11 protein-coding genes and 10 tRNA genes are annotated in these 12780 nt (G+C 43.1%); 4 read left to right on the top strand and 17 right to left on the bottom strand.

All coding sequences use genetic code 11. The features are described from left to right. Positions 1–277: 277 nt before the first annotated feature. From rplT to thrS, 4 genes are all read right to left on the bottom strand, one after another. Positions 278–637, bottom strand: coding sequence for a 50S ribosomal protein L20 (gene rplT, locus SHAL_RS10570; protein ID WP_012155496.1), 360 nt, complete (start codon positions 635–637; stop codon positions 278–280). Between the two features lie 18 nt (positions 638–655). Then, on the bottom strand, positions 656–850 hold the full coding sequence (gene rpmI / locus SHAL_RS10565) for a 50S ribosomal protein L35 (protein WP_012155497.1): 195 nt from the start codon (positions 848–850) through the stop codon (positions 656–658). A gap of 86 nt (positions 851–936) precedes the next feature. Next, complete coding sequence (infC, locus tag SHAL_RS10560) at positions 937–1479, bottom strand: translation initiation factor IF-3 (RefSeq protein WP_083758317.1); 543 nt, start codon at positions 1477–1479, stop codon at positions 937–939. A 3-nt stretch (positions 1480–1482) separates the two neighbouring features. Further along, complete coding sequence (gene thrS / locus SHAL_RS10555) at positions 1483–3411, bottom strand: threonine--tRNA ligase (RefSeq protein WP_012277113.1); 1929 nt, start codon at positions 3409–3411, stop codon at positions 1483–1485. Between the two features lie 520 nt (positions 3412–3931). Between thrS and SHAL_RS10550 the strand changes: the two genes are divergently transcribed. Together SHAL_RS10550 and SHAL_RS10545 are read left to right on the top strand one after the other, a co-directional pair. Continuing rightward, positions 3932–4669 (top strand): pteridine reductase, encoded by a 738-nt coding sequence (locus SHAL_RS10550; RefSeq protein WP_041415966.1) that lies wholly within the window; start codon positions 3932–3934, stop codon positions 4667–4669. Positions 4670–4671: 2 nt separating this feature from the next. After that, the gene (locus tag SHAL_RS10545; protein WP_012277111.1) at positions 4672–4872 is read left to right on the top strand and encodes a CPXCG motif-containing cysteine-rich protein; all 201 of its coding nucleotides are present in this window, start codon (positions 4672–4674) and stop codon (positions 4870–4872) included. 52 nt (positions 4873–4924) lie between these two features. On the opposite strand, the gene SHAL_RS10540 is transcribed toward SHAL_RS10545, so the two are convergent. Beyond that, on the bottom strand, positions 4925–5542 hold the full coding sequence (locus tag SHAL_RS10540; protein ID WP_012277110.1) for a riboflavin synthase: 618 nt from the start codon (positions 5540–5542) through the stop codon (positions 4925–4927). Positions 5543–5574: 32 nt separating this feature from the next. Here SHAL_RS10540 and SHAL_RS10535 point away from each other — a divergent pair, with 32 nt between their 5' ends. Then, positions 5575–6933: an MATE family efflux transporter gene (locus SHAL_RS10535; RefSeq protein ID WP_012277109.1), complete on the top strand. Its 1359-nt coding sequence runs from the start codon at positions 5575–5577 to the stop codon at positions 6931–6933. A 1265-nt stretch (positions 6934–8198) separates the two neighbouring features. Here SHAL_RS10535 and SHAL_RS10525 read toward each other — a convergent pair. From SHAL_RS10525 to SHAL_RS10475, 11 genes are all read right to left on the bottom strand, one after another. Further along, positions 8199–8275 (bottom strand) — tRNA-Met (locus SHAL_RS10525). Between the two features lie 194 nt (positions 8276–8469). After that, a tRNA-Met gene (locus tag SHAL_RS10520) sits at positions 8470–8546 on the bottom strand. Between the two features lie 45 nt (positions 8547–8591). Next, positions 8592–8668: transfer RNA gene (locus tag SHAL_RS10515), tRNA-Met, on the bottom strand. A gap of 45 nt (positions 8669–8713) precedes the next feature. Continuing rightward, positions 8714–8790 (bottom strand) — tRNA-Met (locus tag SHAL_RS10510). Positions 8791–8835: 45 nt separating this feature from the next. Continuing rightward, positions 8836–8912, bottom strand: a tRNA-Met gene (locus SHAL_RS10505). Positions 8913–8956: 44 nt separating this feature from the next. After that, positions 8957–9033, bottom strand: a tRNA-Met gene (locus tag SHAL_RS10500). A gap of 196 nt (positions 9034–9229) precedes the next feature. Next, a tRNA-Val gene (locus SHAL_RS10495) sits at positions 9230–9306 on the bottom strand. A 2-nt stretch (positions 9307–9308) separates the two neighbouring features. Further along, positions 9309–9385 (bottom strand) — tRNA-Met (locus SHAL_RS10490). Between the two features lie 37 nt (positions 9386–9422). Beyond that, positions 9423–9499: transfer RNA gene (locus SHAL_RS10485), tRNA-Val, on the bottom strand. Between the two features lie 13 nt (positions 9500–9512). Continuing rightward, a tRNA-Met gene (locus SHAL_RS10480) sits at positions 9513–9589 on the bottom strand. 717 nt (positions 9590–10306) lie between these two features. Next, entirely contained in the window at positions 10307–10804 is a 498-nt protein-coding gene (locus tag SHAL_RS10475; RefSeq protein WP_012277107.1) for a VF530 family protein, read from the bottom strand. Between the two features lie 394 nt (positions 10805–11198). Between SHAL_RS10475 and SHAL_RS10470 the strand changes: the two genes are divergently transcribed. Then, positions 11199–11723, top strand: coding sequence for a D-lyxose/D-mannose family sugar isomerase (locus SHAL_RS10470; RefSeq protein ID WP_012277106.1), 525 nt, complete (start codon positions 11199–11201; stop codon positions 11721–11723). Between the two features lie 49 nt (positions 11724–11772). Here SHAL_RS10470 and SHAL_RS10465 read toward each other — a convergent pair whose 3' ends face one another. Next, positions 11773–12774 (bottom strand): substrate-binding domain-containing protein, encoded by a 1002-nt coding sequence (locus SHAL_RS10465; RefSeq protein ID WP_012277105.1) that lies wholly within the window; start codon positions 12772–12774, stop codon positions 11773–11775. Between the last annotated feature and the right edge of the window lie 6 nt (positions 12775–12780).

Below are 12780 nucleotides of genomic sequence, written 5' to 3'. Positions count from 1 at the left end.
GGCATTAGCCTGCTTTTTTTGTCGCTATCTTTTGCCCAAATAATACCAATTGCATTAAGTATCTGTTCATTCAGTGGGAAGCGCTCAAGCATTCCACCTCTGCTTTGCATCGACTCACAAGGGAATAACCATTCTGTCGTCCATGCGCCTTGAATTGAAAAGCTTGAGCGCTTCTGAATTGATTAAATATTTAATGTAATTGGTATAAAAGTGTTGCGAATTTCAGGCATAAAAAAGGGAGCCCTAGGGCTCCCTTTTTCAAAAGATTCTAAACTAATTACTTAGCTAAAGCGTCTTTTGCTTTTTCAACTAAAGTTGCAAATACAACTTTATCGAAAACAGCGATGTCAGCCAGGATCTTACGGTCGATTTCGATTGATGCTTTTTTCAAACCATTAATGAAACGGCTATAAGATAGACCATTTTGACGAGATGCCGCATTGATACGTGCAATCCATAGTTGACGGAATTGACGTTTCTTCTGACGACGGTCACGGTAAGCATATTGACCAGCTTTAGTTACTGCTTGAACAGCAACACGGTAAGTACGGCTACGAGCGCCATAATAACCTTTAGCTAATTTAAGTACTTTCTTGTGACGAGCACGAGCGGTTACACCACGCTTAACTCTAGGCATTGTTCATTGCTCCTTTAATTAAGCGTATGGTAGTTGACGTGCGATTGCTGGCACATCAGACTTAGCTACTTGACATTTTGCACGTAAGTGACGTTTACGCTTAGTGCTCTTCTTGGTCAAAATATGACGTAAATGGGCTTGCTTGCGCTTAAAACCGTTAGCGGTCTTCTTAAAACGCTTTTGTACACCCTTGTCTGTTTTCATTTTAGGCATTGCTAAAACTCCGCATTGGGACAATTAATAAAACGCAAGGCGAACAGAGACCTTAACAGACCCCTGTTACTTTTATGGTTGCCTTACTATTTCTTTTTCGGCGCGAGAACCATAACAGCTTGGCGACCTTCCATTTTCGGGAAAGACTCCACGACTGCAATGACTTCCAAATCAGCTTTGATACGGTTCAAAAGATCCATACCTAGGCTTTGGTGAGCCATCTCACGACCACGGAAACGCAGCGTTACTTTCGCTTTGTCGCCGTCTTCTAGAAAACGAGTCAGGTTGCGTAGTTTTACCTGGTAATCGTTTTCGTCTGTACCGGGACGGAATTTAATTTCCTTCACCTGTACAATTTTCTGCTTCTTCTTTTGTTCTTTTTGAGCTTTGGCTTTGTCAAAAAGGAACTTACCGTAGTCCATAACACGACAAACTGGCGGCTCAGCATTAGGACTGATTTCTACTAAATCAACACCTGCTTCATCAGCTACTTCCTGTGCTTCTCTAATAGTCAAGATGCCTAGTTGCTCACCGTCAAGACCGTTAAGACGGACTTCTGTTACACCAGTAATGAGCTCGTTAATTCTGTTCGGGGCCGCCTGGCGCCCTGCTGTTTTTTTGATCTTTATGACCTAATCCTCCAACAAATTGAGACTACGGAGCGAAATCTGGTTTTTGAGCTTAGTTGCAAACTCTTCGAGTTGCATCTTACCTAAGTCAACTCCTTCACGGGTACGCACCGCTACTTCATTATTTTCCATTTCCTGATCGCCAACGACCAGCAAATAAGGCACTCGCCTTAAAGTATGTTCACGTATTTTAAAGCCAATCTTCTCATTCCTCAAGTCTTTAGTTGCACGAATTCCATGTTCTTTAAATAAATTAACGACATTATCCACATAATCGGACTGTTTATCGGTAATATTCATGACAACAACTTGAACTGGTGACAACCAAGCTGGGAACTTGCCTGCGTACTCTTCAATTAGAATACCCAAGAAACGCTCTAATGACCCCAAAATCGCACGGTGGATCATAACAGGTGTTTGACGACTGTTATCTTCAGCAACATAAGTTGCACCTAAACGACCCGGCAGAGCATAATCGAGCTGCACTGTACCACATTGCCACGCTCTGTCTAGACAGTCATGCAATGTAAATTCAATTTTAGGTCCGTAGAACGCACCCTCGCCCGGTAAAATTTCAAATTCGATGTCGTTTGCTTTAAGTGCTTTCTTAAGCGCTTCTTCTGCACGATCCCACATATCGTCATCACCGATACGCTTTTCAGGGCGAGTCGATAGCTTAACAACGATATTGCTAAAACCGAATGTTGCGTATGTGTCGTACACCATCCTGATACACGCACTCACTTCTTGCTGAACTTGCTCTTCAGTACAGAAAATATGTGCGTCATCTTGAGTAAAGCCACGAACGCGCATTAGGCCGTGTAGTGAACCCGATGGCTCATTACGGTGACAACAACCAAATTCAGCCATACGAAGTGGCAAGTCACGGTATGACTTAAGACCTTGGTTAAAGATCTGAACGTGGCCAGGGCAGTTCATTGGCTTAATAGCGTACTCACGGTTTTCTGAGCTTGTTGTAAACATAGCGTCTGAGTACTTATCCCAGTGACCACTACGTTCCCACAATACTCGGTCCATCATTAATGGACCTTTAACTTCCTGGTAGGTGTACTGACCAAGCTTTTGACGAATAAACTTCTCAAGCTCTAGGAACAGGCTCCAACCATCGTTATGCCAGAACACCATGCCAGGTGCTTCTTCTTGCATATGGTAAAGGTCAAGCTGCTTACCAATTTTACGGTGGTCACGCTTAGCCGCTTCTTCAAGACGGTTAAGGTGTACTTTAAGGGCTTTCTTGTCTGCCCATGCTGTACCGTAAACACGCTGCAACATCTTGTTGTCAGAGTTACCGCGCCAATATGCACCAGCAACACTCATCAACTTAAAGTTCTGACAGAACTTCATGTTTGGTACGTGCGGACCACGACACATGTCGATATATTCTTCATGGTGATAAAGCGCTGGCGTAGAATCTTTCGGGATGTTTTCATCCAAGATCGCCATCTTGTAATCTTCACCACGCGCTTCAAAGGTATCACGCGCTTCTTGCCAGCTCACAACACGCTTATCAACGGCGTAGTTTGTCTTTGCAAGTGCTGCCATGCGCTTTTCTAACGCATCGATGTCTTCCTGAGTCAACTTATGATCTAAGTCAATGTCATAGTAGAAACCATTATCGATAACTGGGCCGATAGCCATTTTGGTTTCTGGGAACAGTTGCTTGATCGCATGTCCAAGCAAGTGAGCGCATGAGTGACGAAGAATTTCTACGCCCTCTTCATCTTTAGCTGTGATGATTGAAAGTTCTGAATCAGTTTCAATTATATCGCACGCATCTTTAAGCTCACCGTTCACGCGACCAGCGATACACGCTTTAGCAAGACCAGGACCAATATCGGCAGCAACATCTAAAGTAGAAACAGGGTTAGCAAACTCACGTTTGCTTCCGTCAGGAAGTGTAATAACAGGCATGATGATTCCTTTTCCAGTGGTGACCCCTACGTAGGGCCACTTGGTTTTAAAATTAAGTATGTGTTTACGCTACTGGGACTAGACCTTACTGGAGTCTGTGTTTTCCAGCGCGCAAGCCGGTAATTCTAAGTGATAGCTGCTATGTGATGCAAGTTTTCCAGCACATTAGTTTTTGTTATGAAACAAGCTGAAAAATCAAGGGTAAGTACAATGAAACTAAAGAGTTATTATCATCGTTTACTCACGCCATATTGATAACATATGCGCAACTTAATAAGGAGGCCATAATGGTTAATGCATTGATGTTCGCAGGAGTGCTTTCTTAGCATGTATAAACCAAGTAGAACAATATCGATAGCTTCTATTATTAATAAGCAAGCCATTACAGCTCAACTCGAAACCGAGCTAAATTGTAAAACTCGTCTTCTATTACCTCTTTACTGTGGCTATGATGTCATTATAGTGGCTTACGTTCGTTACGTTGTGGCCCTCTCATTAATCAGTAATGAATGGATTAAATATGACAACTTGGGCATTAGTCACAGGTGCAGCAAAACGGATTGGGCTCGCTATTGCGACTCAGCTTCATGATGATGGCTATAATATTGTCATTCATTATGGGCAATCAGTTAATGAAGCCCAAGCATTATGCGATAAGCTCAATACAAAGCGCGCTGGTTCTGCAATCATGACGCAGGCAAACTTAGCTCAAGCTGACGCGGTAAATCAGCTAGTCTCACAAATTAAATCATCTCAGCTCTCACTGTCGGTCTTAATCAATAACGCTGCTAGTTTTACTCCGACCCCCACTGCTGAAGCCACCTTTGCACAAGCACAACAATTGCTTGCGACAAACCTAATTACACCTTACTTACTATCGGAAGCATTAAGTCCGTTATTGGCTAGGCATAACGGCTGCATAATTAACTTGCTAGATATCCATGGGCGACGACCACTAAAAGATCATGGACTATACTCTATATCTAAGGCTGCACTTGAGATGGCGACGTTATCATTGGCTCAAGAGTTGGCACCAGATGTACGCGTTAATGGTGTATCACCCGGCGCAATTTTATGGCCAGAACAGTCTGATAAACAGTCGCAACAAGCGGTGTTAAGTGCAATCCCGTTAGCTAAGCTTGGTCACCCTGAAGATATTGCCAAGCTTGTTTCTCACTTAGTCAGTTCGTCTTATATCTCGGGCCAGGTCATTGCTGTAGATGGAGGACGAAGCGCAGTAGGATTTATGGGAGCGTGAATATGAGATTCATCAACAAGACGATTAGCTGTCCCCATTGCGGACACCACCAACATATCAATATCGATGCAACTTGTGGCGACCAAGATTATTATGAAGATTGCCGAGTGTGTTGTAACCCAATCCATATGCGTCTACATATGGATGAAGCACAGCATAAGATTGAGTTTTTTATTGACTCAGATGACGAGCAGATCTACTAAATCACAGTTAGAGTAAGTCAAGACCTGCTTGCGTCATGAGTGGAAAGCAAGATTATTGATTTTCAAAACGCTTAGCGAGTACTCGCTCAACGGTATCAACTATCGCTTGGGTCTGGCTGTCTATTTCTATGTTGATTTTATCGCCTTTAACATAGCTATCTAAATTGGTTAGTTTTAGCGTTTCAGGAATTAAGTGCAACATAAAACTAGTGTCAGTCACCTCACCAACGGTCAAGCTGCAACCATTCACGCCAACGAAACCTTTATACAGAATGTAGTTCATCCACTTAGGCTCAACCTTCAAACGAATGTCATAATGCTCGTCAGTTGAGCTGACCAAATCAACTTCAGCTTGAGTGTGTACATGGCCCGATAAAATATGGCCACCAATCTCACTTCCGAACGTTAAAGAGCGCTCGATGTTAACCTGTGATCCGACTCTCAGTTTTGATAGGTTAGTTAGCTTAAGGGTCTCTTCCATTACATCGAAAAACACCCTATCATCTTCTATTCTTGTAACTGTTAAACAAACACCGTTATTTGCGACACTTGCCCCTAGTGAAAGTCCCTCGCGCAAATCCGGCCCAATTGCGATTTGTAGCGTGTTTAAGCCTAATTTCTTATCTATCGCCAACACTTCACATGTTGCTTGAACTATACCTGTAAACATTTTATCTCTCGTTAGTATTAAGGGCTGTATTCATGAACCATTCTGGCTTTCAAGCCAAACGCTTAATTCAATTAGCACTGCCAGTGCTAATCGCTCAAGTAACACAAACTATGATGGGCTTTATTGACACCGTCATGGCCGGTCGCGTCAGTGCCGTCGATATGGCAGCCGTTGCTATCAGTGCTAGCTTGTGGCTACCTGCCTTGCTGTTTGTTCAAGGTTTATTAATGGCCTTTACACCAGTATTTGCTCACCATCATGGTGCAGACAATCAAAAGGCGATTCAACCATTAGCTTACCAAGCTGCTTATATTGCCATAATTGGCAGTGTGGGTGTGGTGCTTATCCTCTCATTTGCAGAGAATATTTTCACCATGATGGAGCTTGAGCCCGAAATGGCCAGGCTCGGTATTGGATATTTAAATGGCTTCATGTGGGGCGTACCTGCATTCGTGCTTTATCAAGTATTAAGAGGTTGTAGCGAAGGGATCTCATATACCTTGCCCACTATGGTCATAGGTTTTGTCGGCTTAGCCGTTAACATCCCAGCTAACTACATCTTTATCTATGGTCACTTTGGTATGCCTGCTATGGGCGGCGCGGGTTGTGGTGTTGCTACTGCATTAGTGTTCTGGGCAATGCTTATCGCCATGATTATCTATATGCAATTCCATAAGAAGTTTAAAGAGCTTGCTCCGTTCAAATCTTTTCACATGCCAGACTTTAAAGTCATGTTCGATATGACAAAACATGGCTTTCCGATAGCTATGGCGTTGTTTTTTGAAGTGAGTTTATTTGCAATCATCGCACTATTACTTGCACCTTTAGGCGCAACTGTTGTCGCTGGACATCAGATAGCACTTAACTTTTCATCGATTGTATTTATGTTGCCATTGTCACTCGGTATCGCAGTATCAATTCGTGTCGGCTATTACCTAGGACAAGACAAGCCTGAAATTGCAGCCTTAGTGACCAAGCTAGCACTGATGATCTCGTTTTCGTTAGCAGCCTGTACCGCGATCATTACTGTGCTATTTAGAAATGAAATCGCACTACTTTATAATGACAACCCAGAAGTAGTAGCGCTGGCAGGTAGCTTAATGTTCTATGCTGCTTTCTATCAGTTATCAGATTCAGTTCAAGTCGTTACCGCTGGTGCTCTGCGTGGATATAAAGATACCCGCAGCGCGTTTTACATCACCTTAGTTTCGTACTGGGGTGTGGGGATGACCTTAGGTTATACATTGGCCCGTACCGATATCATCGTGCCACATATGGGCGCTCAAGGATTCTGGATAGGGCTAATTGCCGGTCTTACGAGCGCTGCGATAATGTTTGCCGCACGCTTGAGATACGTTCAAAAAAGGGGTGTTATTCACTCTGCAATCTAATTAGCTGCGGCCTAATTAACAGCTATCTAGCTCAGCGCTAGTTACAAACAAAAGGCCAACTCTACCGGAGTTGGCCTTTTTATTTACCAGTCTTATCCTAGTATTTGTCATGTCCTAGAATGTGTTTACACATTTAGGACATGACACCCCCAATACCCGCACACACGAATTAAACATACGCAGCAAGATTATTCATAGGAACTAGTAGATTAGCCAGAAAGATTAAAAAACGAACGCGATGTAATCGCCATTCCTTCTTAACATTTAATCGTTATTGCCCACTCCCTCCTGCATGGTGACAAAACTCTTTTTGTATCACTGGTGAAGTTATTCCTGACATATGAGCAGGCATACGAGCAGGCATACACTATATCCTCGTAACCCTGAAAATTGCGATTATCACGATGGTTTTGTCATAACCAACTCCCTATTTGTTCTATAAGGTTAAGTTCGGGTATGCATTGGGGTAATTTTATAATACTTAGGTTGGTAAACTCATCCGCAATGTCTGCCGTATGCTAACCATAACCACTACAGCATGTCTCCCCGGTTTCATTCTTTCTGCTATCTGCGATAGATGCTGACTCACAATGTTTTTATTTAAGTATCGAACGACTATCGCTTCTGTTTGCTCTATTTGTGGACAAGCGGCCCTAAAAAAATAAACATATTCACACTGTTGCTGACGTATGGCTCGTGGTCGTGTGAATCTTCTCGCCCATAAACGAGTGGTAGTGTTCTGATGTCCAAAGCGAGCCTCATCTTTAAACCTGATAGTGCTGTTGGATATAGCTATGGATTGCGACCCCTGTCGGTCTATTTCTAAAGAAATAACAGTTTTCCAGAAGAACTCATGCATTGTTCTACTATATGAGCACTAAGTTGCTGCTTTTGAATTGAGGTTAAATAGCGATCACGCGCCTTATTCTTTTTGACATCTAATCTTTTAGGGCTGTTCGTAAGATATTTTGCCACCCAGGCGTTAACACTGTTAGGCAACTTCTGTTCGGCCTGATCCTCAAGAAATAAGGCTCCTGCCAGTAATCAGATCAGTTTACGGGCTCCTTTTCTGCTCTAGACAAAGCCAAGATCTCTTCAGCACTATAAATTTTCAAATGGGGATACTTATTAAGTGTGATGCTTATATTAGATCACAACTCATTACTGATTGGTATGAGATGATTAATTGGAATGTAATTAAAATTCAGGCACAAAAAAACCAGCTTTCGCTGGCCTACGTATAACTTTATTCTTTTAAAAAGAATTGGTTGCGGGAGCTGGATTTGAACCAACGACCTTCGGGTTATGAGCCCGACGAGCTACCATACTGCTCCATCCCGCGTCCGATTTGACGCTAATAACTGTTTTGATTCTGCTATAAAAGAATTGGCTGCGGGAGCTGGATTACTTTTTACAAGAAATTAGCAACGACCTTCGCCATGTTTTGTAACGAGTTGAGTCCGACTAGCTTTTACACTGCTCCATCCCGCGTCCATATTGACGCTAATAACTGTTTTAATTCTGTTATAAAAGAATTGGTTGCGGGAGCTGGATTTGAACCAACGACCTTCGGGTTATGAGCCCGACGAGCTACCATACTGCTCCATCCCGCGTCCGATTTAACGCTAATAACTGTTTTAATTCTGCTATAAAAGAATTGGTTGCGGGAGCTGGATTTGAACCAACGACCTTCGGGTTATGAGCCCGACGAGCTACCATACTGCTCCATCCCGCGTCCGATTTAACGCTAATAACTGTTTTAATTCTGCTATAAAAGAATTGGTTGCGGGAGCTGGATTTGAACCAACGACCTTCGGGTTATGAGCCCGACGAGCTACCATACTGCTCCATCCCGCGTCCGATTTGACGCTAATAACTGGTTTAATTCTGTTATAAAAGAATTGGTTGCGGGAGCTGGATTTGAACCAACGACCTTCGGGTTATGAGCCCGACGAGCTACCATACTGCTCCATCCCGCGTCCGATTTGACGCTAATAACTGTTTGATTCTGCTATAAAAGAATTGGTTGCGGGAGCTGGATTTGAACCAACGACCTTCGGGTTATGAGCCCGACGAGCTACCATACTGCTCCATCCCGCGTCCGATTTGACGCTAATAACTGTTTTAATTCTGCTATAAAAGAATTGATTGCGAAAACAGGATTACTTCTCAAAAAAACTGGCAACAATATTCGCCATGTTTTTTATAAACAAGTTGAGTCCGAGTAGCTTTTACACTGCTCTATCCCACGTCCGTTTTGACGCTAATAACTGTTTTAATTCTGGTATCAAAGAATTGGTACAACCGAGTGGATTCGAACCACCGACCCCTACCATGTCAAGGTAGTGCTCTAACCAACTGAGCTACGGTTGTATTGGTTGCGGGAGCTGGATTTGAACCAACGACCTTCGGGTTATGAGCCCGACGAGCTACCATACTGCTCCATCCCGCGACAGGATAATAGACTTTTAATTCTTCTATCAGAGAATTGGTACAACCGAGTGGATTCGAACCACCGACCCCTACCATGTCAAGGTAGTGCTCTAACCAACTGAGCTACGGTTGTATTGTTCAAGAATTGGTTGCGGGAGCTGGATTTGAACCAACGACCTTCGGGTTATGAGCCCGACGAGCTACCATACTGCTCCATCCCGCGACTGTGTTCTTGCTGTTCGTTTGGCTGTTGCCTTGGAACGAGCGCTATAGTATGGCGATAGCGTGATTGTTGCAAGCAAAAAAACACAAATAGTTGCCAAGCGGTGATTTGCTGGCCAACTTGGGCGGTGTTTAAGCGTTTTCAGCTATTTTTAAGTAAAACAATTACAAAGCAGAATGTTTTAGGCCTACTTTTGTGCCCTCTTTGACCCTAAACAAATGCACAAATCCGGATACCGGTGTCGATTTTAACATTTATAGGGATCGCAGCCCCTTATATTAAACAACTTATCGATTGTAATAGCCTACATCTACAGTTCTGACAGGGTAAATGCAGCTCTACTGATAAATACTGCCACTAACAATCACAAGGTGTATTCCACTGAACGATTAGTTCACCAATATACTGATTAACTGTTACTAGCAATACTGAGGTGGAGAAAGCTTTTATCGTAGATAGATTTTAGTCTATAGCAGTAAGTTCAGAATAAAGCCCTGAATCGAGATTGCTGTAAGCTTTTAACAAACAGCCTTTCATCAACCGGTAAGTGCAGCAAAGCTGCGATAAACACTGAAACGACTATGGTTCAAATTCATAGATAATGATTCGTGACTCATTCGGGGCTGTCCGTTGCCACGCAAACGCAATCCATAAAAAAGGGAGACCTCAAACTGAAGTCTCCCGATGTATATAGCGTCGCGTTAATCAAAACGGCAATTATTTACCCCAAGGGTTGGTCGGATCTTGCGACGCTGCTGGCCGCTTACCACCGCTGCGGCGGTTTTGCGCATAAGAGTCCTGTGCTTTTGGTTTGTCTTTAGCGTAGCGAGGACGCGAACCATTTTTCTTCATTTCCTTATAGTTTTCCATGGCCTTTGCGCGCATCTCTGCAACGAGCTCCACAGTTAACTTTTCAGGCTTACGCGGCACAATACCATCGGCATAACCACGTTCTCGTGGCTTTAGCTCCATCTGCGCTTCGTTGCCTTTTGGCATGCGCTTAAAACGGTATAGGTAAAATGCTTCTACACGTTCCCTCGCCCAATCAGTCTTTTTTAAAAACTTAATGCACGAATCCATATTCGGGTTCAAATTAAAGCATGCCAATTTAAGTGCGGCGTACAACACTTTGTAATCATAAAACTTCACAAGCTCAGTTAGCATAGTTTCAAGTTTTAAGCCGTGAAGCGGGTTGTTCTGTTGATGTTCAATCATGGGGCGTCCAAATATCGCAGATAATATGTAAAACTCAAGTACCTATAAATGATAACCATTTAATCGATACTGAAGACCAATCATAGCGCTGGTCAAAACTCTGCTCTAATAATAACAAGAAAAAGCCTTTATCACCCAATCAAATCGTTCTTTGCCATCATTTATTGGTAAAAGCCAACTCAAGCATCATAAATAACAGACGTTACAATACATGATTGCTCGACATCTCAGCACATACATCTGTATAAGTTTTCACGTTTTAAGTGAGATAATAAGCTGTTCGGTGCCTATCGATGTGACCCAGTCTTCATAGTTATAAACGCTTCATTTAAATTAGATTGCCACCATATTATCTTAGCGTCGAATTGGCTTCATTGAGTAAAGAGAGTTAGCAATGGTTAACATCCATGGCAAGATTGCGGAGCAATTAAACCGATCAGGGATTTTTCTAACCAAGACCGAAATAGAGTGTCTTGAGATAACAGACTTTGGTTTGAATGACTTCTACAATGCGGGTCTAATCATTCATACCTACATTAATACCGAACGCTGCTGCGCCAAGGAGCTCATCCTGCTCGCTAATCAGGTTTGTCCTGAGCACGTTCACCCCTCAAGTGCTGCTCTAGAAGGTAAAGAGGAAACCTTTCGCTGTCGCTTTGGCAGAGTTAGTGTGTTTATTGAAGGCAATAAAACCACACAACCTTGTGTTGAGCTTCCTGCTGATATTACCAATTACACGGTTTTCCACGAAGTGGTACTAAATAAAGGCGAGCAGTTGACCTTAAAACCCAATTCAAAGCATTGGTTTAAGGCACACGGCGAAGGGGCTATCGTCTCTGAATTTTCAACGACGTCAAACGATGATACCGACGTTTTTACCAATCAAAAGATTAATAGAGCCAGCCGACTCAGCTTATAAACGAGCGAAGTAACTCTACGCTCGTTTAACTAAGGATTATGGTTAAATGCTACTTACGCATCTCAAGTAACTCATTAACGTTTTGCTTGTTAACCACAGTCCAAGGAATGTCATAGCGCTTAGACAGGCCATTATTCCAGTTCAATTGATCAGCATATTGCTGCCATACTGCTGAAGCTGGCTGGTACTGCTCACCGATAATATGACGCAATGCCACATCGATTGAACCTTGCATTTGGCCATTAGCATCTTGCAAAATAGAAGTCATTTTATCACTATTAACCGCATGCAACGCATCCGTCACACCGTCGATACCAGCAATCACATAGTTATCAACTGTGTCACCCGTACCTTCAATTGCTTCAATCGCGCCGAGTGCCATCTCATCGTTTTGACCAATGACACCGCTAATTTTACCTTGGTGCTTCATTAGCCAGTTTTCCATCAAGGTCATACCTTCTGCGCGAGACCAGTTTGCCGTTTTACGCTCAAGTACCTTAACCGCACCTTCTGGACATTCAGCGATGGCCTTTTCATTGCCTTGACCCCGCTGAATTTCACCTGAGCCGCCCTTAGGGCCTTCAAGAATGACGACATTGCCCTTACAGCCAATCTGCTCCATAACAAACTTAGCTTCTAAGTAACCACCTTGAACATCATCTGAAACCACTTCCGCAGTCATTTGGTCCGTATTTAAGCGGGCATTGGTAACGATAACAGGAATACCGGCGTCATTAGCCATATCCACTACATCAATATTGGCGTCAAAATCCATAGGGTTGATGATGATTGCATCATGGTTAGTACGAATTGCTGTCTCGGCCTGGTCATTTTGAACTAGCGCATCATAACGACCATCATACATAGTGATCTTTACTTCACCTGATTTTACTAACGGGTGGTTATACGCAGCTTGCTCCATCAATTGAACAAACTCAGCCTTCATACCGTACATTAACACCGCGATTTTAATGTCGTCTTTAGCAAAGGCTGCACCAGAAGATAACGCTAACGTTGCGCCAAGTAATGTAGAGATAATCGTTTTTTTCATTTCAGT

The sequence above is a fragment of the Shewanella halifaxensis HAW-EB4 genome (genome assembly GCF_000019185.1).
Lineage (GTDB): Bacteria > Pseudomonadota > Gammaproteobacteria > Enterobacterales > Shewanellaceae > Shewanella > Shewanella halifaxensis.
The sequence above is the reverse complement of the archived record's forward strand: the minus strand, read 5'-3'. Positions and strand labels throughout refer to the sequence as shown.

Bases quoted from the DNA above. Each gene is read 5' to 3' on its own strand.
- SHAL_RS10535 (WP_012277109.1), top strand. From the start codon at position 5,575: ATGAACCATTCTGGCTTTCAAGCCAAACGCTTAATTCAATTAGCACTG.
- SHAL_RS10540 (WP_012277110.1), bottom strand. From the start codon at position 5,542: ATGTTTACAGGTATAGTTCAAGCAACATGTGAAGTGTTGGCGATAGAT.
- SHAL_RS10475 (WP_012277107.1), bottom strand. From the start codon at position 10,804: ATGATTGAACATCAACAGAACAACCCGCTTCACGGCTTAAAACTTGAA.
- rpmI (WP_012155497.1), bottom strand. From the start codon at position 850: ATGCCTAAAATGAAAACAGACAAGGGTGTACAAAAGCGTTTTAAGAAG.
- SHAL_RS10470 (WP_012277106.1), top strand. From the start codon at position 11,199: ATGGTTAACATCCATGGCAAGATTGCGGAGCAATTAAACCGATCAGGG.
- SHAL_RS10550 (WP_041415966.1), top strand. From the start codon at position 3,932: ATGACAACTTGGGCATTAGTCACAGGTGCAGCAAAACGGATTGGGCTC.
- thrS (WP_012277113.1), bottom strand. From the start codon at position 3,411: ATGCCTGTTATTACACTTCCTGACGGAAGCAAACGTGAGTTTGCTAAC.
- rplT (WP_012155496.1), bottom strand. From the start codon at position 637: ATGCCTAGAGTTAAGCGTGGTGTAACCGCTCGTGCTCGTCACAAGAAA.
- SHAL_RS10545 (WP_012277111.1), top strand. From the start codon at position 4,672: ATGAGATTCATCAACAAGACGATTAGCTGTCCCCATTGCGGACACCAC.
- SHAL_RS10465 (WP_012277105.1), bottom strand. From the start codon at position 12,774: ATGAAAAAAACGATTATCTCTACATTACTTGGCGCAACGTTAGCGTTA.